Origin of the sequence: Streptomyces sp. NPDC002463 (assembly GCF_042889835.1) — a bacterium.
GTDB lineage: Bacteria > Actinomycetota > Actinomycetes > Streptomycetales > Streptomycetaceae > Streptomyces > Streptomyces nymphaeiformis.
In genome coordinates this window covers 78,016-98,556 of record NZ_JBIARL010000012.1, presented here as the reverse complement: position 1 = coordinate 98,556, position 20,541 = coordinate 78,016, and the positions used below count along the sequence as shown (strand labels likewise).

Annotated in this window: 19 protein-coding genes and 3 pseudogenes; 11 read left to right on the top strand and 11 right to left on the bottom strand. The window is 69.7% G+C overall.

The genetic code is table 11. The features are described from left to right. Positions 1 to 105: 105 nt before the first annotated feature. On the top strand, positions 106 to 1,728 hold the full coding sequence (locus tag ACFYX3_RS24325) for a tannase/feruloyl esterase family alpha/beta hydrolase (protein WP_389016955.1): 1,623 nt from the start codon (positions 106 to 108) through the stop codon (positions 1,726 to 1,728). A gap of 566 nt (positions 1,729 to 2,294) precedes the next feature. Next, positions 2,295 to 3,710, top strand: a complete 1,416-nt coding sequence (locus ACFYX3_RS24320) for an FAD-binding protein (protein WP_389016951.1) — start codon at positions 2,295 to 2,297, stop codon at positions 3,708 to 3,710. 65 nt (positions 3,711 to 3,775) lie between these two features. Here ACFYX3_RS24320 and ACFYX3_RS24315 read toward each other — a convergent pair whose 3' ends face one another. Next, positions 3,776 to 4,678 (bottom strand): TIGR03619 family F420-dependent LLM class oxidoreductase, encoded by a 903-nt coding sequence (locus ACFYX3_RS24315; RefSeq protein ID WP_389016948.1) that lies wholly within the window; start codon positions 4,676 to 4,678, stop codon positions 3,776 to 3,778. 270 nt (positions 4,679 to 4,948) lie between these two features. Between ACFYX3_RS24315 and ACFYX3_RS24310 the strand changes: the two genes are divergently transcribed. Together ACFYX3_RS24310 and ACFYX3_RS24305 are read left to right on the top strand one after the other, a co-directional pair. Further along, positions 4,949 to 5,821, top strand: coding sequence for a Bax inhibitor-1/YccA family protein (locus tag ACFYX3_RS24310; RefSeq protein ID WP_389016943.1), 873 nt, complete (start codon positions 4,949 to 4,951; stop codon positions 5,819 to 5,821). 93 nt (positions 5,822 to 5,914) lie between these two features. Beyond that, positions 5,915 to 6,865, top strand: coding sequence for an RNA polymerase sigma factor (locus ACFYX3_RS24305; protein WP_389016940.1), 951 nt, complete (start codon positions 5,915 to 5,917; stop codon positions 6,863 to 6,865). Positions 6,866 to 7,084: 219 nt separating this feature from the next. Here the strand turns inward: ACFYX3_RS24305 and ACFYX3_RS24300 are convergent, their stop codons facing one another. Together ACFYX3_RS24300 and ACFYX3_RS24295 are read right to left on the bottom strand one after the other, a co-directional pair. Further along, positions 7,085 to 7,687: an SGNH/GDSL hydrolase family protein gene (locus ACFYX3_RS24300; RefSeq protein ID WP_389016937.1), complete on the bottom strand. Its 603-nt coding sequence runs from the start codon at positions 7,685 to 7,687 to the stop codon at positions 7,085 to 7,087. After that, positions 7,684 to 7,986: a hypothetical protein gene (locus ACFYX3_RS24295; RefSeq protein ID WP_389016934.1), complete on the bottom strand. Its 303-nt coding sequence runs from the start codon at positions 7,984 to 7,986 to the stop codon at positions 7,684 to 7,686. The genes ACFYX3_RS24300 and ACFYX3_RS24295 overlap by 4 nt, the downstream gene beginning before the upstream one ends. A gap of 385 nt (positions 7,987 to 8,371) precedes the next feature. On the opposite strand from ACFYX3_RS24295, the gene ACFYX3_RS24290 reads away from it, so the two are divergent. From ACFYX3_RS24290 to ACFYX3_RS24280, 3 genes are all read left to right on the top strand, one after another. Then, the gene (locus ACFYX3_RS24290) at positions 8,372 to 9,250 is read left to right on the top strand and encodes an alpha/beta fold hydrolase (protein ID WP_389016931.1); all 879 of its coding nucleotides are present in this window, start codon (positions 8,372 to 8,374) and stop codon (positions 9,248 to 9,250) included. A 38-nt stretch (positions 9,251 to 9,288) separates the two neighbouring features. After that, complete coding sequence (locus ACFYX3_RS24285) at positions 9,289 to 9,735, top strand: VOC family protein (protein WP_389016928.1); 447 nt, start codon at positions 9,289 to 9,291, stop codon at positions 9,733 to 9,735. A 101-nt stretch (positions 9,736 to 9,836) separates the two neighbouring features. Then, positions 9,837 to 10,466 carry an HAD-IA family hydrolase gene (locus ACFYX3_RS24280; RefSeq protein ID WP_389016925.1) on the top strand — a complete coding sequence of 210 codons (630 nt, stop codon included), beginning with the start codon at positions 9,837 to 9,839 and terminating at the stop codon, positions 10,464 to 10,466. Positions 10,467 to 10,759: 293 nt separating this feature from the next. On the opposite strand, the gene ACFYX3_RS24275 is transcribed toward ACFYX3_RS24280, so the two are convergent. Continuing rightward, the gene (locus ACFYX3_RS24275; protein ID WP_389016922.1) at positions 10,760 to 11,071 is read right to left on the bottom strand and encodes a peptidase inhibitor family I36 protein; all 312 of its coding nucleotides are present in this window, start codon (positions 11,069 to 11,071) and stop codon (positions 10,760 to 10,762) included. A gap of 84 nt (positions 11,072 to 11,155) precedes the next feature. Between ACFYX3_RS24275 and ACFYX3_RS24270 the strand changes: the two are divergent. Both ACFYX3_RS24270 and ACFYX3_RS24265 read left to right on the top strand, forming a co-directional pair. Then, positions 11,156 to 11,401, top strand: a pseudogene (locus ACFYX3_RS24270) (transposase family protein); the annotation flags it as partial. A 431-nt stretch (positions 11,402 to 11,832) separates the two neighbouring features. Continuing rightward, positions 11,833 to 11,921 (top strand): annotated as a pseudogene (locus ACFYX3_RS24265) (IS5/IS1182 family transposase); the annotation flags it as partial. A gap of 77 nt (positions 11,922 to 11,998) precedes the next feature. Here the strand turns inward: ACFYX3_RS24265 and ACFYX3_RS24260 are convergent. The 3 genes and pseudogenes from ACFYX3_RS24260 to ACFYX3_RS24250 all read right to left on the bottom strand — a co-directional run bounded on the left by ACFYX3_RS24260 (position 11,999) and on the right by ACFYX3_RS24250 (position 15,484). Further along, positions 11,999 to 13,456: pseudogene (locus ACFYX3_RS24260) on the bottom strand (NF041680 family putative transposase). 140 nt (positions 13,457 to 13,596) lie between these two features. Next, positions 13,597 to 14,310, bottom strand: coding sequence for a hypothetical protein (locus ACFYX3_RS24255; protein ID WP_389016919.1), 714 nt, complete (start codon positions 14,308 to 14,310; stop codon positions 13,597 to 13,599). 73 nt (positions 14,311 to 14,383) lie between these two features. Further along, on the bottom strand, positions 14,384 to 15,484 hold the full coding sequence (locus ACFYX3_RS24250; protein WP_389016916.1) for an IS630 family transposase: 1,101 nt from the start codon (positions 15,482 to 15,484) through the stop codon (positions 14,384 to 14,386). A 58-nt stretch (positions 15,485 to 15,542) separates the two neighbouring features. Between ACFYX3_RS24250 and ACFYX3_RS24245 the strand changes: the two genes are divergently transcribed. Beyond that, on the top strand, positions 15,543 to 15,851 hold the full coding sequence (locus ACFYX3_RS24245; protein WP_389016913.1) for a hypothetical protein: 309 nt from the start codon (positions 15,543 to 15,545) through the stop codon (positions 15,849 to 15,851). Between the two features lie 34 nt (positions 15,852 to 15,885). Here the strand turns inward: ACFYX3_RS24245 and ACFYX3_RS24240 are convergent, their stop codons facing one another. Next, entirely contained in the window at positions 15,886 to 16,380 is a 495-nt protein-coding gene (locus tag ACFYX3_RS24240) for a GNAT family N-acetyltransferase (protein WP_389016910.1), read from the bottom strand. 610 nt (positions 16,381 to 16,990) lie between these two features. Here ACFYX3_RS24240 and ACFYX3_RS24235 point away from each other — a divergent pair. Beyond that, positions 16,991 to 17,170: a hypothetical protein gene (locus ACFYX3_RS24235; RefSeq protein WP_389017482.1), complete on the top strand. Its 180-nt coding sequence runs from the start codon at positions 16,991 to 16,993 to the stop codon at positions 17,168 to 17,170. A 76-nt stretch (positions 17,171 to 17,246) separates the two neighbouring features. Here the strand turns inward: ACFYX3_RS24235 and ACFYX3_RS24230 are convergent, their stop codons facing one another. The 3 genes from ACFYX3_RS24230 to ACFYX3_RS24220 are packed head-to-tail and all read right to left on the bottom strand — an operon-like array spanning position 17,247 to position 20,472. Further along, positions 17,247 to 17,495 carry a hypothetical protein gene (locus tag ACFYX3_RS24230; protein WP_389016907.1) on the bottom strand — a complete coding sequence of 83 codons (249 nt, stop codon included), beginning with the start codon at positions 17,493 to 17,495 and terminating at the stop codon, positions 17,247 to 17,249. Beyond that, positions 17,492 to 18,142, bottom strand: a complete 651-nt coding sequence (locus tag ACFYX3_RS24225; RefSeq protein WP_389016904.1) for a hypothetical protein — start codon at positions 18,140 to 18,142, stop codon at positions 17,492 to 17,494. Before ACFYX3_RS24225 ends, ACFYX3_RS24230 begins: the two co-directional genes overlap by 4 nt. Positions 18,143 to 18,192: 50 nt before the next feature. Further along, positions 18,193 to 20,472 carry a hypothetical protein gene (locus ACFYX3_RS24220; RefSeq protein WP_389016901.1) on the bottom strand — a complete coding sequence of 760 codons (2,280 nt, stop codon included), beginning with the start codon at positions 20,470 to 20,472 and terminating at the stop codon, positions 18,193 to 18,195. Positions 20,473 to 20,541: the final 69 nt, after the last annotated feature.

Sequence of the window (20,541 nt, the reverse complement as noted above, 5' to 3'; positions counted from 1 at the left end):
CGACCACTGTAGGCACTGCTGATTCGGACGCCTCCGGGCGCGGCCCGGGCCGACCGGTCACCCTTCCCCCTTCCTCGTAACCTGCCCTCTCCTGATAGGAAATCCATGAGACGACGCCTTCTGACCGCCGTCGCGGCGGGAGTCCCGCTGGCCGCATCGGTGTACCTGCCGACTGCCTGGGCGGGAACGGAGAGCTCCGCCGCCCAGTCGTCCACCTGCTCGACCGTCACCGTGCCGGCCCCGGCGGGCACCGAGGTGGAGAGCGTGGTGGCCGTCGAGCGGCCGGCCGGGACCGTCGACGTACCGGAGATCACACCCCTCCCCGCCGCGCAGATCACCGATGTGCCGGCCTACTGCGACGTGACGGTCACGCTGACCCACCCGGGCGAGGGCGACCACGCCAAGGTGAAGGTCTGGCTGCCCAAGGACACCTGGAACGGCCGCCTGCAGACCGTCGGCGGAAGCGCCTTCGCCGCCGGCGACTACGGCACCGCCCTCGCGGGCGCCGTCAAGAACGGCTACGCCGCCGCCACCACCGACGCCGGCGTCAAGACCTACCTCGACACCAGCTGGGCCCTGAACAGCGAGGGCCAGGTCGACTCCCCGCTCCTGAAGAACTTCGCCTCCCGGTCCGAGCACGAGGCGGCCGTCGTCGCCAAGCAGGTCATCAACGGCTACTACGGCCGGGCGGCCTCCTACGCGTACTTCAACGGCTGCTCCACCGGCGGCCGCCAGGGCTACGCGGAAGCCCAGCGCCACCCCGACGACTACGACGGCATCCTCGCCAACGCCCCGGCCATCAACTGGGACGAGTTCGAGGTCGCCACCCTGTGGCCGCAGGTGGTGATGAACAACGAGAAGACCTACCCCAGCGGGTGCGAGTTCGACGCCTTCAACACCGCTGCGGTCAAGGCCTGCGACCCCCTCGACGGAGTCAAGGACGGCCTCGTCGAGGATCCGGCCCGCTGCGACTTCGACCCGCGCCGACTGATCGGCACCACGGTCGTGTGCGAGGGCAAGGAGCTGACCATCACGGCGGCCGACGCGGCCGTGGTCCGCAAGATCTGGGACGGCCCGCGCACCACCTCGGGCACGAAGCTGTGGTACGGCGTCCCGATCGGCGCCGACCTGAAGTTCCCGTACCTCGCGGGCACGCTGCCGGACGCGAACGGCGACCTCAAGGGCGTTCCGTTCCCCGTCCCGTCCGCCTGGGTCGCGTCCTGGGTGAAGAAGCAGCCCTCGTTCGACGTCTCGACGATCACCTACGGCCAGTTCGCCGAGCTGTTCCGGCAGTCCCAGGCCGAGTACGACGAGGTCATCGGCACCGACGATCCGGACCTCTCCGCCTTCCGCAGGTCCGGAGGCAAGCTCCTGACCTGGCACGGCCGGCAGGACCAGCTCATCCCCACCCGGGGCACCGTGGCCTACCGCCAGCAGATCGAGCAGAAGATGGGCGGCTCCGAGCGGGTCGACGACTTCTACCGTCTCTTCCTCGCGCCGGGTACGGCCCACTGCGCCCTCAACGGGCAGACCGACGACCTCGGCGCCCTGCGGGCCTGGGTCGAGCAGGGCAAGGCGCCCTCGACACTGACCGCCACCCTGGTCGACTCCACCGGCAAGCAGGTCACGCGTGACCTGTGCGCCTATCCGAAGGTCTCCCGCTACAAGGGCTACGGTGACCCGGCCGTCGCCGGCAGCTTCCGGTGCGTCCTTCCGTACCAGTACTGATCTCCCCGTGTCACGGCCTCGGCCCGCTCCCTGCAGGGAGCGGGCCGAGGCCGCCTTCGTGGGCGGTGCCCGAAGGCTGAGGCAAGAGAGGATGGGACGACCGCCCCGCTCCCAATCGAAAGCGAGGCGGCCGCCTGTTCCCGCCGTCGTTGACCAGCGATCAACCTCTTCGTGACGGCGCGAGCACCCACTGGTACAACGCAATGGGCGGCGCCGGGGTTCACGGGGACGGGCAAGGACGGGAAGCCGGTGTCCCAGTCCACGCCGTCCAGATCCGACCCCGCAGGGACGATCAGGTAGCTGTGCTCCAGCCACGCGACCAGCGGCAGGACCGGGAGTTCGAACAGGGCCGGCAGGCCCTAGGGCTCGCAGGGCCACGCGGCACATCCGTCGCTTGACTGCGCGGTGGCACATGTTTGTTCGGCTCCCTCCATCGGCCGTCCTCCTGCGGTGACGATCGATGGGTGCGACATGTGTCATGGTTGGTCATGGCACACCTGAAGCGCGCGCCGGACAGGGACGGGCCGGGTTGCTCCGCACACCGTTCGTGAGATTGCGAGATCAAGATGAGCGCACATGTTCCCCTTCCCACCGGCACGGATCTGCCCCCGGAGGACTTGACGGCCCTGCGGAACGCGGTGAGCGGCCCGGTGCTCACACCGGGGTCCGAGGGGTACGACGCCGAGTGCGCCACGTACAACCTGAGCGCCGGCCTGGAACCGGCCGTGGTCGTCGGTGCGGTCGACGACAGGGACGTGCGCGCCGCGGTCGGTTTCGCCGACCGGCACGGCCTGCCGGTCGCGGTGAAGGCCACCGCCCACCAGGTCGTCTCGCCGGCCCGCGGCGGACTCCTGATCACCACGACGCGGATGCAGGGCGTGCACGTCGACGCGGAGCGGCGGACGGTCCGCGTCGAGGCGGGAGTGCGCTGGCGCGAGCTGCTGCCGCACCTGGCCGAAGCGGGCCTGGCGGCGCTCGTGGGCTCCGCGCCGGACGTCGGGGTGGTCGGCTACACGCTGGGCGGTGGCCAGAGCCCGCTGCTGGGCCGGACGCTGGGCTACGCCGCCGACCACGTGCGCCGGTTGGACGTGGTGACCGCCGACGGCGAGCTGCGCCGGGTCACCGCGGACACCGAACCGGACCTGTACTGGTCGCTGCTGGGCGGCAAGGGCAACTTCGGCGTCGTCACCGAGATCGAGTTCGACCTCTTCCCGGTGACGCGCTTCTACGGCGGAGGCCTCTACTTCCCCGGCGAGCGGCTGGCCGAGGTGCTGGAGGCCTGGCGGACCTGGCTGCCGACGGTCGGCGAGGACATGACCTCGTCCGTCGGCATCCAGCGGCTGCCCGACGTGCCCGTGCTGCCCGAGCCGCTTCGCGGTGCCTTCGTGGTGCACCTGCGGATCGGGTACCTGGGCACGGCCGAGGACGGCGAGCGGCTGATCGCCCCGCTGCGGGCGGCGGCACCCGTACTGGTCGACCTGGTGGGCGAGAAGCCGTTCGCCGCCATCGGCGAGATCCACCTGGACCCGGTCGACCCGATGCCGTACTACGACCGCAGCGTCTGCCTGAGCGAGTTCACCGAGAAGACGGCGCTGGCGCTGGTGGGACTGACCGGCCCCGACTCCGGGTCGGTGCTCGCGAACGTGGAGATCCGGGCACTCGGCGGAGCCTTCGACCGCGAGCCCGCGGCAGGCAGTGCCGTCTCGACCCGCGGTGTTCCGTTCGTCGTCTTCGGATTCGGGGTCGGCGGCCCCGACCAGGCGGAACTGTTGCGGGGACAGCTGGCGGACGTGGTGGACGGGCTGGCGCCGTGGGCCGCGGACCGTGCCATGGCGAACTTCCTGTCGCCGGACGAGGCGACGGACGAGGAGGGGGTGCGGAACGTCTACGGACCGCAGCGGTACGCCAGGCTGGCCGAGGTGAAGAGGCGCTACGACCCGGCCAACCTGTTCCGTTTCAACCACAACGTCAAGCCCGCCTGACGGCAGGGGCAGGGGGTGGGATGCCGGCGGGAGGGCACCGGCTGCCCGCCCGCCCCCACCCCGGCTCAGCCCTTGGCCACGCGCTTCAGCAAGTCGTGCGCGTGGGCGATGGAACCGTCGACGGTGTCGACGTCGTACATCGAGTCGATCATGAAGTGCTGGATGCCGGTGCGTTCGTGCACGCGCCGGACGGTGTCGGCGACCAGGGACGTTTCGGTACCGGCGTCGATGTTCACGCGCAGCACCGTGTCGATGGCTTCCGGGTCGCGGCCGGCCTCGCGGGCGAGCCGGTCCAGCTGCGCGCGATGCGCGACGAGGCCGTCGACGTCGACGTGGCCCGGAACGACGCACAGCGGGAGCCAGCCGTCACCACGCCGCGCCACCCGGTGCAGAGCGCGTGCGGACAGGGCGCCCAGGTAGATCGGGGGCCGGGGGCGCCGGGCCGGCTTGAGCGGCGAGTGGTGTGCCGGGATGGACAGTTGACCTCCCTCGTACCGCGCCGGATCCTCGGTCCACAGGACCTCCAGGGCGTCGAGCAGCTCGTCCATGCGGGCCCCGCGGCGGGTGAAGTCGAGCCCTGCCGCCTGGTACTCCTCGGGGGACCAGCCGATGCCGAAGCCCGGCAGGAGGCGGCCGCCGCTGATCAGGTCGATGGTCGTCAGCGACCGGGCCAGCTGGACGGGCGGATACAGCGGGGCGATGAGCACATGGCTGCCGAGGAGAACGCGTCGGGTGGCGCTCGCGGCGACGCCGAGCAGGACGAACGGGTCCGCGGCGGGGTTGAGTTCCTCGGGAATGGTGGTGCCCTGCCCGCCGTAGCCGACGATCGGGTCCACCGCGGCCAGGTTTCGGTCACCCACCCAGAGGCTGTCGGCTCCGGCGTCCTCGACGGCCGCGGCGAACTCCGCGGTCCGGGCGACACCGAACGCCTGGCGATGGAACTGGGGAAGCGAGAAACCTATCTTCATGACGCCCTCCGGCGGTGATGAGGTGTGGGGTGGCATGTGAGGTGCGCAGTCTTCCACACGTCGCACCCAGCCTCGGAGAGACCGTCCTCTGGTGAGTATGCGCATTCGCCCAAAGGAACCTGTCAAAGCGGTTGTTTGAGCTTGCAGATATTATTGTCACCTGTCAAAGTGGTTACACGCTCACTGGGGGCGTGGTCGCAGGCCGACCTCCTCCGTGGGCACTCCATTCACACCAGGGACCGCACGGGATGCGGCCCGGGAGGGAACGACATGCGCAGCAGCAACCCGGTCTTCGCTTGGCGGGGTTTCCGCCGCGACAACGGCTCGGACGGGTCGGCCGTCCGGCACCCCCAGCCGGCGGTCGCCGGCGAGGCCCTCACCAACCCTTACGCTCCCCACGCCGACGCGCACACCGAGCCGATGGCCTGGGACTCCAGGGCGGATGCCCGGGCCGACGGCCCGACGATGACCATCGACGACGTCGTGGTCCGCACCGCCGCCACGCTCGGCACGGTCGTCCTCACCGCCGCGCTGTCCTGGATCCTGCTGCCGGTCGACAGCACCGGCATCGGCCGTTCCTACGGCATCGGCCTGGGGGCCGCCCTGGTCGCCTTCGTACTCTCCATGGTCCAGGCGTTCCGACAGACACCCTCCCCGGCGCTGATCCTGGGCTACGCGGCCTTCGAAGGCGTCTTCCTCGGTGTCATCTCCAGTGCCACCTCCGCATGGATCTCGCCGGGCGTGGTGATCCAGGCGGTGCTGGGCACCATGGCGGTCTCCGTGGCCGTGCTCGTCGCGTACAAGATGCGCTGGATCCGTGTCACCCAGCGGTTCTACGGCTTCGTCATCGCGGCGGCGACGGGGTTCCTGCTCCTGCTCGCGGCGGACGCGCTGTTCTCGCTCTTCGGCGCCGAAGGCGGTCTGGGCTTCAGCAGCGGCGGCCTCGGCATCGCCTTCGGACTCATCGGCATCGTGCTCGGCGCGGCCTTCCTGGCCCTGGACTTCAAGCAGGTCGAGGACGCCATCGCCTACGGCGCTCCCCGTCAGGACGCCTGGCTCTCCGCCTTCGGCCTCGTCACCACTCTGGTGTGGATCTACCTGGAGGCCCTCCGCGTCCTGACGATCCTGCAGAGCGACGACTGACACGACCAGAGCGACAACTGAACGACGCTCCCGGGCAGGTCTGCGGTCGACGAACCCACCAGCCGCGGGAGCGTCGTGAAGGAAGGGCAGGCCATGACCATGGTGCCGGACACCGAGCACGCCGAGGACGCGGCACTGACCCGGGCGGCCCAGAGCGGCGACGTCACCGCCCTGGGGCTGTTGCTGGAGCGCCACCGCCCCGGCATGCGAGCGGTCGCGCTGAGCCTGCTGGGGCCCGGACCCGACGTGGACGACGTGATGCAGGACGCCGCCCTGGTGGCGCTCCGCCGCATCGGCGACGTCCGCGATCCGGCCGCCGTCGGCGCGTGGCTCCGGATGGTCGTCCGCAACGGCAGCCGCTCGGTGCTGCGCGTGGCCGGCAGGACGGAACCGCTGGCGGACGTACCGCTGCCGCCGACGTCGGCCACCCCCGAGGGCGTACTCGACGCACACGCGATGCGCGACTGGATCTGGGAGGCCGTCGAAGACCTGTCCCCGGCTCTGCGACTCCCCGTCGTGCTGCGCTACTTCTCCACGGGCATGACCTCCTACCAGCAGATCGCCGAGGCGTGCGGAACGCCCGTGGGCACGGTCCGCAGCCGGCTCCACCAGGCCCGCGCGAGCCTCGCCAAGGCCCTGGAGGCCACCGCGTCCGGCGCCCACGAGGACGTCCGGCACAGGACCGAGCAGAGCTGGCTGGACGTGCGCGACACCCTGGCCGCCGCGGAGCGCGGGGAGTACGACAAGGTGGTCGCCGACCGGTACACGCCCGGCGTGACCCTGCTGAGCGCCGGACGGCGCATCGGGGGGAGCGCACTGCTGGTGGCGGGCATGGAGGGCGACCTGTCCGCCGGCGTCCGCCAGCGCCCCGCCAACGTGATCGCCGGGCGGTCGCTCGTCGTATGGGAGATGGACCTCGTCAACCCGCCGGACGCGCCCGACCACTGTCCGCCCGGAGTGGCATGGGTCATGACGCTGGAGGGCGGCCGGATCGGCCGAGTGAGCCTCCACCACACCCCGCGCCCCGCCCCGTCAGCGGGCTGACCCTGTGGGTCGGCCTCCGCCGAACCTTCCGGGCCGCCGTACAGGTGTCAGGAGTACACGTTGCCGCCGTCCCGACGGGGACGCCACCCGCAGGCGGAGCCGTCCGATCACGGTGGCCGAGAACGAGCCGCCCTTCCCCGTGGTGCCCGACGACCGACGACGGTGAGGAACCCGGCCGGACATCTTCCGGCCGGGTTCTCGTCATGCGCGCCGCTCGGGTCAGCGGTGGTGGGCCAGGGTCCGTTCCACCGCGGTGGCCATCGCCCTCTCGCCCAGGGCGTCGGGGTGCAGCGGAGCCGCCGGGCTCTGCGGGGCGAACGTCTCGATCCACCGCTCGCCGGTCGGCGCGCACAGGTCGTGCCCGACCGTCGGGGCGTAGGTGTTCACGTACGTCGCGCCGCCGAGCCGGGCCTGGCGGGCGAGCATGGAGTTCAGCTCCTTCTCCCTGTCCCGCAGGTAGGCGAAGTCACCGGCCGCCAGCGGCACGGAGGCGCTCGTGCAGCCGACGCCGTCCTCGGGGAAGATGCCGGGGTAGCCGACCACCACGACCTTCGCGTGCGATGCGCGGCGGTGGATGCCGCGGATCACTTCGGCGACCTTCGGCGCGGTCGCGGCGATCGACTCCGTCACCCGGTCGGTGCCGGAGCCGGCGAGGTGGTCCCAGCACGGGGCGCCGGCCGGGTCGGTCGCCGACAGCTTCGCGCAGGTGCCAAGCACCGTGGTGAAGCCGATGTCGTTTCCGCCGATGGTGAGGGTCACCAGACCGGTGTGCCGGTTCACCGCGTCCAGCTGCGGCGCGGCCGTTCCCTGCGGCGCGGTCATGGCGGCGGTGGTCGCCCCGAGCAGGTGACGTCCGTCGGCTTCGTCGCCGCCGAAGAACGCGCGACCGGAGACGGGTAGTTGTTGCTGCTGCGCCCGCAGGAGGCGTCGACCTGGTCGGGGACCAGGGGCGCGGAGGCGTAGGAATCTCCGAGGGCGACGTAGTCCGTGCGGTGAGGGTGGTGTGCGGTCGCGCTCGCCATCGCCGGGTGTGCCGTGACCAGGGCGGTGGCGCCGCTGATCAGGGCGGCACCCACCGCCAGGGCGCGCTTCGCGCCCGAGGTGGGAAGGCGTGTCGTCAAGATCTTTCCTCTCGTCGGGGTGATCCCCGGCCTCCGTTCGTCCATGCGCGAAGTGCCGGTCGGACGGGCGCAGTCGGCCCCCTTTCTTGCACGCGTCGAGCCCCGCCCGGGGATCACCGATCCGGGTAACGAATCGGCCGAGGTGCGGTCCGTCCGGCGAATGGCTTAAGCCCGGAGGTGTGCGCTGCCCTCGGCGCCCCTTGCCGAACCGTCAAGTGACTGATGCGGGGCGACGGATGTATCGACCAGAGTGGCCGGCGCACACATACATGTGAAGCATCACCGTCTTGACAGGTGATGAAATGCCTGGCAAGTTAATCACCATACAAACTGGTGACGAACGCATGACGTGCTTACCGATCCACTGTCGAAAGGACTAGTCGTGATGAACAGCAAGGGTGCAGGCAAGCGGCGGGTGCTGACCGGGGCCGCGGCGGCCGTCATCGCGGGGGCCGCGTTCGGCGCCTTCGCCCTGACCGGTACTGCCAGCGCCGGCTCCGGCGTGATCACCGGCGCCACCGTCGACGTCATCTCCCAGGGCGGCAAGCACGAGCCCAAGCCGACGATCGTGCTGGAGCACGGCGCGTTCGCGGACTCCTCCAGCTGGAACGGCGTCATCTCCAGACTGCGCACCGACGGCTACCCGGTCGTCGCCGCCGCCAACCCGCTGCGCGGCCCGCACGACGACGCCACGGCCCTGCGCGGCCTGCTCGACCACATCAAGGGCCCGAAGGTCCTCGTCGGCCACTCGTACGGTGGCTCCGTGATCAGCGAGGCCGCCGCCGGCGACCCCGACGTCAAGGCCCTCGTCTACGTGGCGGCGTTCCTGCCCGCCCCCGGTGAGACCGCGCTTGAGCTGACCAACAAGTACCCCGGCTCCACCCTCCCCGGCACCCTCGACCCGGTCGCCGTCACCAACCCCGACGGCACCAAGGGCACCGACCTCTACATCCAGCAGGACAAGTTCCGCCACCAGTTCGCGGCGGACGTCCCGCGCAACGAAGCCGCCCTCGCCGCCGCCGGCCAGCGCCCCATCGCCCAGGCCGCCCTCGAGGAGAAGGCCACCGTGGCGGCCTGGAAGACCATCCCCAGCTGGGCCGTCGTCACCACCCAGGACCTCAACATCCCCGTCGCCGCGCAGCGCTTCATGGCCGAGCGGGCCGACGCCCACATCACCGAGGTCGCCGCCTCGCACTCCGTCGCCGTCTCGCGCCCCGGCATCGTCACCCGCGTCATCGAGGACGCCGCCCGCGCCACCCGCTGACCCCGGCGAACCCCACCCCCGAAAGCGAGAGCACTGCCATGGACCTGAAGCTCGAAGTCCTCGTCATCCCCGTCTCCGACGTCGACAAGGCCAAGGAGTTCTACATCGACACCCTCGGATTCCGCGCCGACGCCGACTTCCCGATCCACGACGGGTACCGCATCGTCCAGGTGACGCCCCCCGGCTCCGCCTGCTCGATCATCTTCGGCGAGGGTCTGACCACGCTCCCCGCCGGTTCGGCCCAGGGGCTGCACCTGATCGTGACCGACATCGAGCAGGCGGTGCAGGAACTGACCGGGCGCGGGGTCGCCGTCGACGGCCCCTTCCACGACTCCACCGGCGCCTTCCACCACGCCGGCGGGACCCACCGGGTGCCCGGCGTCGCCGCGGGACGCCCCAGCTACGGCACCTTCGCCGGCTTCGCCGACCCCGACGGCAACGAGTGGTTCCTCCAGGAGGTCACCGTCCGAGCCCCCGGACGCTGACCACCCCGTGCCACACCCCGGAGGCGGCCGCCCGGCCGCCTCCGGCTCGGCGTGCCGCCCCGGAGCCACCCGCCGTGTGGACCGCCGTTTAGAGTCGGGTCATGACCAACCGCAAGGGCCTCGTCCTCGACTTCGGCGGAGTACTCACCACACCCCTGATCCCGGCAGCGCTCGCCTTCGAGAAACGGGAGTCACTGCCCGAGGGCACTCTGTTCAACGCCCTGTACCTCAACGAGGAGATGATCCGGCGCACCGAGGACCTGGAACGCGGGAGCATCACCCAGGACCAGTGGAACGCCGCTGCCGCCCAACGCATCGGCGTTCCGCACGGCAACCTGATGGGCCGCATCTTCGCCGACCTGCGTCCGGAGACAGCGATGTTCGCCGCTGCCGAGGCCGCCCGCCGGGCCGGCATCAAGGTCGGCATCCTTTCGAACTCGGTCGGCACCGACCCGTGGAACCTCTATGCGGGTCACGACCTGGACAACCGCTTCGACGCGGTGGTGATCTCCGAGGACCACGGACTGCGCAAGCCGGAACCGGAGATCTTCCAGCTCGTCCTCGACGGCCTCGGACTACCCGCCGACGCCTGCGTGTTCGTCGACGACACGGAGCGGTACCTACCGCCCGCCGCGGAACTTGGCTTCGCCACGGTCCACGCCAAGGAGCCCCAACAGACCGTCGCCGAAATCGAGGCGCTCCTCGGGGTGCCACTGACGGCGATGAACTGACCGTCCTGGCTCAGCCCACCTCGTCAAAGGCGGCAACGTCCCCAGGCTGACCTGCACCAGAGGCCGGGCTCCAGCCACCTGACTCCAGGCCCCGACGGACGGCCCAGAGTCCCATCCGACCATGCCGGCGCCCACGACCTGCTTCCCGCAGTTGTTCGGATGCTCATCTCCCGATTGCGGCGGCTTTGACCGTTCCGGTGAAAGTGGTTCAGACGGAACTGAACACACGATAGAACTGCAGCTCGCGGAGTCTGCTTCCCGCTCGCGCGGGGACTTCTATTTGAGGATGCCGATCACCTGGGCCTTGTTGTCGGCGCCCCCAGGCTCGACAGGTGGTGGAACGCCCCCACTCGCGGGATGATCTGCCCGGAGTCGTGGGCGAGGGCCCACTCGTAGTTGGTGTTGTTGACCACCGACGAAACGTTGTTCCGCAGGCTGTCGGGCAACGTGACGTACCAGTCGGCCTGGCCCCACGCCACCTTGCAGCTGGCACCGCCGTACCAGGTGTGGGCGTACGCGCAGAACTCGTACAGGGCGGAGTCGCACCCACCGTCAGTCGCCGAGGCCGGAGTCGCCGTCCCGGTCACGGCCACACCGGCCGCCATCAGGACAACGGACAGTGCGGCCAGATGCCTCTTGAAGGTAAGGGTTGTCCCGTAACTGCTGGTCCCGAGTGAGATGGTTTTGCTGTGGTTGGTGTGCTCACGGCGTCGGAGCCGTCCTGCTAGCCCCGTTCACCGGGTTGTGTCCGAGGCAGTTCGGCAAGCTGTCCACCCACGCTGCGGTGGGAAGGTGCAGGTTCGGTCCGCAAGGGTCGGCCCTGAGGCCTGCCGCTGGAGGACTGGGGCCTGCTGGTCGCCGGATACTGGCGGGCCAACCTCCGCTGCGGCAGTTGGCGCCGCTGTACGGAGTGTCGAAGTCGTCTGTCGACCGCAACGCCCCGGCGATGGCGCCGCAGCAGCGAACCGGTGGTGGCGACCAGCGCGGCGGCGGCCAGGTTCGCGGGCAGCTCGGTGATCAGTGCCACAAGGGCGTGTTGCTGCTGCCGCAGTTAGAGCAATCGCCGGATGCCGCGGTCAGGATCAGCCCGAAGACGATGAGAGCCAGGACGATCCAAGCTACATGGGCGAAGTCATTGCCAAGTGGGATTTTTCTTGGAGCGCTGCTCTGTGGGACCTCATTGTGGCTCTCGGGCTCGCCACTGGGTCCGTCATGTCCCTCTGCCGCCATCGTGACGTCCCCCCCGTCGCGGTGTGTCCTCTCATGGCACGACGTCAGATCTCGTCCGTCAAGGCCTGCGGCGGGTTGCTATCGAGAAGAGCCGCGCCGGCCTGACGGATCGTCGCGGACGCGGCGGGAGCGGACGCTGCGCTCTGGCCGGGGCAAGGGCGACGGCGTCCACCACGCGCCATGCTCGGCATCGTCCGCCTCCACAACCTTCTCCAGGCCGCATAGCCCGACCCACCGGCGATCAGCCCACCTTGTCCTGGCCATCTCAACGGTCGATTATGGGACAGCCCTTAGCTTGATCTTTAACCTGTGCGGCGGGGTCGTGGGTTGGTCGACTTCTTGGCCTGGGACGTGTTGCTGCCCGTCTTGCGGGCTGTGTGGACGTCGTATCGTGGGGTGGGTCGGGTGTTCTTCCGGCCCGGTGGTCGTCCGGGGCCGGAACGAGTGGGTTTCGGTGCCTGGGCCGGGCAGACAACCTTGGGGCGGATGTGCCGAAAGTCGCGGCGGACCCGTGCCGGGGCCAGCCTGTCTGAGGTGACGGGCCTTTCCCATGGACGGCGCCGGTCGGCCGCCAGTGGCCGGGCCAGCCGCAACTGGGTGTAGGCCGCGAGGATCAGCCAGGTCCAGCGGTCCGCCGCCTCGGGGGTGCGGATCTTCGGACAGGTCCAGCCCAGGGTCTGCTTGAACAGACGGAAGGTGTGCTCGATGTCGAAACGCCGCAGGTATACCTGCCAGAGCCGGTCGGTGTCGGCGGCGTCCGCGTCGGTGCCGGACCATCACAGCCAGACCGGCTTCGGGGTGGCTCCGCTGGGCAGGTGGTCGATGTCCAGGCGGATCACGGTTCCCTCGATGATCGGGAGGGTGCCGTCGGCTGCGGCCCAGGACGAGCGGTGGGTGAGCTTGGGGTGGCGCCGGTTCCAGGAGCGTGCGGTGGCGGCGCCGTAGAGGCGTGTGTCGGTGACGGTTTCGGTGTCCGGGGTGCCCCAGGTGTCGGGCTGTCCGAAGACGAACTCGCCGCCGTGGCGGGGCGGCCGGCCCCTGGTGTGAGGCTTCCGGGGCGGTGCTGGCCGGCGCAGGACGCGGTCCGAGCGCATCCTGGCCAGCACTTGCACCGGCAGGTCCTTCAGCAGGAAGGCGAGGCGGGGTGCGTCGTATCCAGCGTCTGCGATGATGATGACGTCCGGGTCCCCGATCTGCCACTGACCTGCGGTGATCAGCCGCTCGACAAGCTTGCGCAGCTGCCGGGCGGTGACGGTGGCGGTGTCGTCCCCGGGCGCGAGACGCAGCGCGTCCAGCGGCGCGGTCCACGAGCTGCGGCCGGGTTCCAGCGCGCAGACGATCGAGTAGGGCCAGCCGGGCACGGGGATGTGCTGGTCCTTGCCCCGGCCGTAGGTGTGACACAGGATCCGCTGTGGTGAGGTGTGGGCGTCCGGCCTCAGCCAGCACGTGACATCGACAGCCAGGACCAGCCGGCCGTCGACGGCCCGCGGCAGCGGCACCGCGGCCAGGGCTTGCCGCATCCGGTCTGCGTCGACCCGGCCGCGGGCGAGAGCGGCGTAGAGCCCGCCGTGACCGCGGCGGTGTTCGCCCACCAAGGACAGCTCGGCCAGCGACCTCACCGGCCCGTCCCCGCACAACACCGCGTCGGCCAGCTCGAACAGTGCATCCGAACGAGCGGTGAGACAGGAGAAGAACTCGCCCCGGAAGCGTGACAGCTCGGCCAACGGCTCTTGCCTGGCATCGTGATGCAGCAGACTCATCCTCACAGCCTTCGTCCTGGACGTGTGTGTTCCATGGTCGGAGCACATGTTCAGACGAAGGCCGCTTGCGCGTACGGCGGTTACCGAACCGAGTGATCAAGTACGACGCACCGTTCGAGATCGGACGTCAAAGATCAAGCTCAGCCCTGGTTCGCAGCGCAATCGGTCGGACGGAGCACAGCGCCCGGAGCTATTGCGGACCTGGCTGTTCGCGGAAGTCGTAGGAATGCCGCGCCATCCTCATCTGCACCGCCGTACTCCGCCTCGACAGCAGGGACCGCGACGATGGTACGACCGCTATGCAGCTCTGCCTCACACGACCGCTTGGGAAGTTGCCCTGTGAGGGTGCCGAACACCATGACGTCGTTGCCGTCGGCCGCGACCACCTCCTGCACCGTGAACCTCCAGTGCCTGTCAGTAGCTGTCAACAGTTCCTGGCCTGATTGTCCGTGCACTCGCAGCATGCCCCGTCGGTCCCGGATGTGATCAGCAATGGCGCAGCACAGGCGAAAGCCAGAAGTCTGCGTGGCGTCGACCCGGCTGAATTCGGACGCTGGCGGCAGATCGAGCATTTCCCAGAGAAGGTCGATGGCCGCGGAGCGGGCCCGAGGGTGCCCGCGCTCGATGATGTCGAGGAGGATCGGCGCAGCAGCAACTGCGGCAGGCAGCACATCGTTTTCGAGATCGTCGATGAGGGCACTGTCGAGCAGCGCCGTCATCGCGTCAGCCGCCTGGTTCAAGGTGGCCGCCTCGGCCAGCGCTTGCAACTGTTCTGCAACGTCACGTGGTGGGTGCGGACGCCAGGGCCTGGGAAACGAGCTCCAGTCGATCGCGGCTATCGATTCGAATCCCACACCTACATCATCTCAGATCGCCAGTATGGCTAGTGCTGCCCCGCGCAAGTTCGTGGAGGGGTGTTGGGTCTGATCAGGCGGTCTTGAGTGGGCTGCCGTCATAGGTCCATCTGTACGGCTTCGCGGTCTCGTTGCGGCCGATGACGTAACTCTCCAGTTTGTCGATGAGGTCATCGCGGCTGGAGAAGTCACCGTGTCGCAGCACGCGGCGGGTCAGGACGGAGAAGAACAGCTCGATCTGGTTGAGCCAGGAGGCGTGCGGCGGGGTCCAGTGCACGTGCCAGCGCGAGTGGTCGGCCAGCCACGCCTTGGTGTGTTTGGCAGTGTGGGAGGAGCCGTTGTCCAGCACGACATGGATGTCCTGGTCTGGGGCGACGGCCGTGTCGAGCTGGCCGAGGAAGGCAGTGAACGCCGCTGCGTCGTTGCGGGCAATGATCTCGGTGAGGACCTCGCCGGTACGCACATCCAGGGCGGCGACCAGCGAGACGGTGCCGTGGCGGCGGTACTCGAACTCCTCGCGAGCGGGCTCGCCCGGCCTGGCGGGACGACCGAGGTGGCGCCTGGCTCGGGCGACGATCGCGGTCTTCTCGTCGATGGACAGCACCACCGCCCCTTCAGGCGGGTCGCGGTACAGGTCGCACACGTCCGCGACACGGTCCCAGAAGTTAGGGGTGTCCCGGCGGGTGAGCCAGCCGCGGACCCGGTGCGGCTTGAGGTCCAAGTCAGCCAAGATCCGGCCGACTTGGGAGGCAGAGATGGTGACGAAGACAGTGTCGGCGACCTGGGCGGCGATCGTGCGGTGCGACCAGGTCGCTTCCGGGTGCGGGGGCGCACTGGTGGCGGCCACGATCGCCAACGCCACTTGGGGCCCGTATACCTTGGGTCGGCCCGAGCGGGCGGCGTCCTTCAGCCCGTCCCGGCCCAGAGCGGCGAACCGTCCGCGCCACTTACGGACCGTGTTCACGCTGACCACCAGGTCCCGCGCGATGGCCCCATTGCTCAGGCCCTCAGCCGCCGCCAGCACGATCCGTGCCCGGAGCACCGCCCGCACCTGCGCTTTCAGGGAAACCGCTGTACGGATCAGACGCTCGCGCACTCTCTCGTCCAACTCCACCACGACCGCCTCAACCATCCCGGCCACACCCTCGCCCGCCCCGACCAAAGTGATGATCATGGCGTATGCGGGGGTGCCCCAGCAGGATGGACCCGGGCCGAAGAATCCGCCCGAGTCCATGCAGGATCACCTGTGCCACCGTCTGAACGTCCGCGCCAAGGAACGCTCGCCCCAGCTCGCCCGCGTCCAGGTGCGCTTTCGCTCAGGATTCGCCTACGTGGCGGGGGAACTGCCGGGCGAGGAGCAACTGCTGCCGCTATGCCGCCTGCGCTTCACCGGCGTCCTGCCCACCTGGGGCTTCGCCCTCTACCTCGCCAGCCGAGGCAAGTACGAGGACAACCTCCTGCCCACCGGCCTACCTATCGGCAGCCCCGAAGGCTGCATGGACCGTGCCTGCTGCCTCTACCTCGGTGACCAGCCGGCCTGACCAGCACCCCTTCACGAACTAACGCGAAGGAGGACTACCGCGCATCGAAGGCAACCCATGTGTTCCCCGGCAGCTCGGGCTTCCCAGGCACCGGTCGCCGCTCCTCGGTCCAGGCCTCGCCCGCGATTTCGGAAGCGACGTGACGCCAGAAGCGTGCCGCGCCCGCGTTCTCCTCCTGAAAAGCGATCTCCCATCGGCCAGGGTGCGCGGCCAGGACGGCCTGCACCGCTCGCAACCCGAGGCCCGACCGGCGTGCCCCACGCACCACGAAGAAGCTGTTCAGCACGTGCGCATCGCTGTCCAGCGCGCGTACGAACGCAAAGCCGACCGGCCGGTCACCAGACCATACGAGATAAGCCGACCAGGTGGGATCGCCGATCGCCGTCTCTAGCCACTCGCGGGGGTATGTTCCGTCCGGGTTCGGCAGGAGGCCCCAGAACTCCGACAGGTCGTGCAGGAAAAGCGGCCAGAGTCGTTCCAGGACGTCGCGGTCCTCGGCGCCCGCTCTGCGGACAACAAAGTCTGCCATCTGATCCTCCTCGAGAACGCGAGAAGCCTTCCGGTAGACCGGAAGGCTTCGAACTATCGAGCGGACCTTATCGTGTCTACGACCTGGACACACAGCTCGCAGATCCAGGCCGCGCGGACGGTGTCTGCGTCGGCACCGTCACGTTCAGCCGCCGTAGCGGACGCACGGAGGTTCACCTGCGCCTCTCCACGAACTAACGCGGCACAGCACTAGAGCAGTTAAATGCCAAGTTAGTCAACGGGAATGCCTTTCATCGCTGCTGAATGAAGAGAGCCTCAGGCTTACTCATCGCACAACGGTGCGAAGGGCGCGCAAGGTTCACACGGCACCATCCGGCCGGCGGAGTCCCTTCCGCACCCCAATGCCCGGCGGTTAGGGTCGGAGACAGCCCGTGCCGACATGGCGTGCTCGGGCGAGGCCCGGTGCCCGGATGCGCTCTGGGGGCGGTACCACCGGGCCGCCCCCAAGCTCCCGCTCCTGGTGCCCAGATGGGCCATGACCCGCCGACGCGTGGCCAGAGGTTCCCGAGCGGCAGGCGTCGTCTCATCGCGGAGAACCCCACAGGGGGTACGCCATGGTGATGTGAGAAAGGTTCACGGCCCTCTTCGCCCTGAAGCACAAGAAGGCGGGCGGCGGTCCGGAGTGGGACTTCGCGACCACAGCCCGCGCGGTCCTCGACGCCACGGACCGCTTCCACAACCCGGCGCACGCCGCCGACTGGTCCGCCCAGGACGCCGAGGACGCGTTCACGGCGGTCGTGTCCCTCGTACAGCGGGCGGTGCGGGCGTGAGGGACAGGGCTTTCGACGGTCGCGTACGGCGTCGACCAGTACGGCCCGGGCCGGCCCAAGGCGGCCGGCGGCGGGTTCACCACGGGCGGGGTGCGCCGGCCTGAGGCCCTGCCAGACCGTCTTCTTCCCCTTGCTCTTCCTCCTGTCCTACGGAAAATCGGTGGCCGTACATCCGGTACACCATCTCGTCCGGCGCGGTGAACATGCGTGCCTGGCGCCAGACCGCGTCGTAGGACAGGCGGTCGGCGGCCGGTTCGCGCCGCATGCGGAGCGCGCGCCAGCTGGTGTGGGGGTCGAGCAGGAGTCGTATCAGCGCCAGTCTCATGCCACCGGCCTCTCCACGACGGCGGGGTCGGGCAGGGACGGGGTCTTCGTGGACCGAGGGCTCGGCGTCTCCTCGCCGCGCAGAGCTCCGAGCGCGTCGTGGAGGGCGATCATGGCCCGGTTCTGCAGTTCGACGTCGGTGAAGCCCCGGCCGACGCTCTGCCACTGTTCGAGCAGGGGTTCCCACCAGCGGCCGGATGCGGCGATCGACCGGGCCAGACGGTGCCAGTCCGCCACTTGCTCAGGTCCGGGGCAGCCGGCTTGCTGTTCGATCCGGTCGAGTACGAACAGGTCCGGATGGTCGTACAGATGGGCACGCAGGAAGCGCAGGCGCCGTACGCGCTCCTCGTCGGTCTGCCGCTGGGCCATGGTCGCGAGTGCTTCGGCCGACAGGCCGAGTTCGGCGCGGGCGGCCAGGCAGCGGTAGGAGGTGCCGCGCGTGTGCTGCGCGGCGCCGAGCTCGGCGTTGATGGTGTCCTGCGCGGTGCGGATCTCGATGGCCGTGAAGTGTCGTGCGATCTCGCCGGCCCGTGCCACGGTCCGGCTGACGACGAGCTCTTCGAGGTTGGGGCGGGTGCGTAGGGCGGGACGCCATTCGACGGTGAACGTCGCCTCGAAGTGGACGCCTGGTGTGGCGCAGGTCAGCATCCGGGGCTGGGTGCAATGGGCGACGCGGGCCGCGCGTTGCCAGGGCCACCTCACGCCGAGGTCCCGGTGAGCGGGAACATTCCGCGTACGCGCGGATCGACGAGCCGGCCCCAGAAGTCCTCCGCCGCGTTCGCCCCGTCTTCGAGGGGAACCCCGTCGAGAGCCTCCATCAGCTCCCTGACGGCCTTGAACAACTTCTGTTCGCGCAGCGCCGGGAGCAGCCGGTCCCGGATCCGGGCATAGGAGGCGGGGTCGGTGGCCGAGGCGCTGACCCAGCCCGTGATCCGGTCGATGGTGTCCGGCGCCGTGGTGATGTCTCCGAGCAGGGTCTGCAAGGCACGTTCCACGTCCACGCTCGGCGGCACGCCTTGCGAGAGCAGCCACGGCCCGGTGTCGTTCGGTACCGACATCAGGGCGAGGAAGGCCAGAGGGCCGCCCTTGCCGGTCTTCCCCGACTGCTGCCAGGCCTGGACCTCGGAGACCAGCAGTTGCAAGCCCCCGGGCCGGGGCACCAGCTTCTCGAAGGTGTCGAGGACTTCGGCCAGGACCGATTCGACATGGGTGTGCTTGGCTACGCGGCGCAGTCGGACCATGGCCATCCTGGCCTGAGACGGGGTCACGTCCGTGGTGTCGAGAACGCCGCGGCAGGTGGCGATGACCGTCGAGGCGTACTCGGCGGCCTGCGCCCACCCGTACAGCGTGCCCCAGGCGTGGCGACCCGCGTGCTCGTCCTGTACCGCCCGCACCATCACCGCGCTGAGCAGGGCCTTCTTGCCGGTTCGGGCGAGGGTGCCGAGCTGTTGGAAGTGGGGGGTGTTCCCGTGCCGCAGGGTCAGGACGCTGAGTGCTTCGACGACGCGCTCGCCGTCCCCGGCGCCCTCCCCGCCATTCACCAGCCACTTCAGCAGGGGTTCGCGCATGATCTCGTAGTTGTCCCAGACGTAGGTCAGGACGGCCCTGCCGTAGCCGGGCTGGTCGAACACGACGTTGTCGTGGGTGTCGACCCCGGCGCCGGCGTCGACGACGCGGCGGCGCAGCCCCCGTCCCGCGAACACGGCTTCGGGCGTGGAGGCGAAGCCACCCTTGGCCGCGTCGTTCGTGCTGATGATGTTCTGCAGGGAGCGTGCGGCCTTGGCCACCTGGGGCATGGGGGCGGACTGGCGTACGGCGAGGGCGAGCAGCAGGCAGCGGTCTTCGAGGGGCAAGGAGGTGTCCTTGCCGCGGTGTGTCGGGGTCGTCTCCCCGAACAAGATGTCGAGCTTGTCCCGCCAGTCGGACAAGGCGGCGGCGATGCGTGCCGAAAGCCCGTCGTCGACCGTGGGCCGCCAGGACGCCTCGTCCATCGGCAGAGCGGCGCCCGTCAGGCGTACGTGCTCCTGCCACGCGTCCTTGATCGCGTCGGCCGCGCGGACCGCCTCCACGGCGTCCCGGCCATTCAGCGAGTCCTCGGCCGTACTGCCGGAACGCAGGTAGGAGACGAGACCGGGCACCTTCCGCGCCCGCAGGTGGGCCTCGACGACCTTGCGTGCCGGCGGCGGCTCGGTCAGGTGGACGACGTGGATTCCCGTACGGGCCGGTGCGGGGAGGCTGCTCCAGAGGCCCTCGGCCACGGTCAGCACCAGAGTGGAACCGAGACGTCCCAGCTTCTCGGCATGGTCTTCGAGATTGTCGAGGAAGTCCGTCGAGATGCCGTCCGTATCGGGGTCCTTGAGATCGAGCTGGTACGCGTGACGGAGCTCCTGGGGGAGCCGCCCCACCCTGGGGGTCGTCCAGTCGGCGTCCAGTTTGACGATGGGGGTGAGGTCGTCGGTGGTCTCGGCGAGCAGGTGCAGGGCGAACGTGGTCGACCCGTACGAACGGGGGGCCACGATGATCAACACCGGCTTGCGCAGACGTGCCGGTGTCGTCCCGGGGTCCAGCGCCCGCGTCCACGCCTCGGTCCACTGCCCCGAGCGGACCATCGGGGTCTGCTTGATGGCGTCGCGGGTCAGGACGGGACCCTCGAGGATGTCCCCCTTCCTGATCTCGAAGTTGAGATTGCCGGCGACACTGCCCACGACCACGTCGGGGTTGTTCACCGTGACCGGCACCTGTCCCGGGCCGGGACCGAGGGGAGGCATGACGATCACGCGCGGATCGGAGTGTGCACCGACCGGGGTGCCGGCGGGCCACGAGGGGGCGGGCGGTGCGATCGGGGGCCAGGCAGGAGCGCTGCGCGGGGCCGCCTGATTGGCGAAGTCGCCGACATCACCGAAGTCACCGACGGGGAAGCCGCTCTCGGGACTGGGCGGGACGGAGTCGGGAGGTACGAGAGGATCATGCGAGGTCATGCGCAGGGTTCCTTTCCGCACGGGCGACGGGGAGAAGAAGGGGGCGTGGACGGGGCCAGGGCCGGCCGG

Excerpts from the sequence above, each read along its gene's own strand:
- ACFYX3_RS24325 (WP_389016955.1), top strand. The coding sequence starts at position 106 with ATGAGACGACGCCTTCTGACCGCCGTCGCGGCGGGAGTCCCGCTGGCC.
- ACFYX3_RS24320 (WP_389016951.1), top strand. The coding sequence starts at position 2,295 with ATGAGCGCACATGTTCCCCTTCCCACCGGCACGGATCTGCCCCCGGAG.
- ACFYX3_RS24245 (WP_389016913.1), top strand. The coding sequence starts at position 15,543 with ATGCAGGATCACCTGTGCCACCGTCTGAACGTCCGCGCCAAGGAACGC.
- ACFYX3_RS24285 (WP_389016928.1), top strand. The coding sequence starts at position 9,289 with ATGGACCTGAAGCTCGAAGTCCTCGTCATCCCCGTCTCCGACGTCGAC.
- ACFYX3_RS24225 (WP_389016904.1), bottom strand. The coding sequence starts at position 18,142 with ATGCTGACCTGCGCCACACCAGGCGTCCACTTCGAGGCGACGTTCACC.
- ACFYX3_RS24220 (WP_389016901.1), bottom strand. The coding sequence starts at position 20,472 with ATGACCTCGCATGATCCTCTCGTACCTCCCGACTCCGTCCCGCCCAGT.
- ACFYX3_RS24280 (WP_389016925.1), top strand. The coding sequence starts at position 9,837 with ATGACCAACCGCAAGGGCCTCGTCCTCGACTTCGGCGGAGTACTCACC.
- ACFYX3_RS24230 (WP_389016907.1), bottom strand. The coding sequence starts at position 17,495 with ATGAGACTGGCGCTGATACGACTCCTGCTCGACCCCCACACCAGCTGG.
- ACFYX3_RS24310 (WP_389016943.1), top strand. The coding sequence starts at position 4,949 with ATGCGCAGCAGCAACCCGGTCTTCGCTTGGCGGGGTTTCCGCCGCGAC.
- ACFYX3_RS24305 (WP_389016940.1), top strand. The coding sequence starts at position 5,915 with ATGACCATGGTGCCGGACACCGAGCACGCCGAGGACGCGGCACTGACC.
- ACFYX3_RS24240 (WP_389016910.1), bottom strand. The coding sequence starts at position 16,380 with ATGGCAGACTTTGTTGTCCGCAGAGCGGGCGCCGAGGACCGCGACGTC.
- ACFYX3_RS24250 (WP_389016916.1), bottom strand. The coding sequence starts at position 15,484 with ATGATCATCACTTTGGTCGGGGCGGGCGAGGGTGTGGCCGGGATGGTT.
- ACFYX3_RS24290 (WP_389016931.1), top strand. The coding sequence starts at position 8,372 with ATGAACAGCAAGGGTGCAGGCAAGCGGCGGGTGCTGACCGGGGCCGCG.
- ACFYX3_RS24300 (WP_389016937.1), bottom strand. The coding sequence starts at position 7,687 with ATGACCGCGCCGCAGGGAACGGCCGCGCCGCAGCTGGACGCGGTGAAC.
- ACFYX3_RS24315 (WP_389016948.1), bottom strand. The coding sequence starts at position 4,678 with ATGAAGATAGGTTTCTCGCTTCCCCAGTTCCATCGCCAGGCGTTCGGT.
- ACFYX3_RS24275 (WP_389016922.1), bottom strand. The coding sequence starts at position 11,071 with ATGGCGGCCGGTGTGGCCGTGACCGGGACGGCGACTCCGGCCTCGGCG.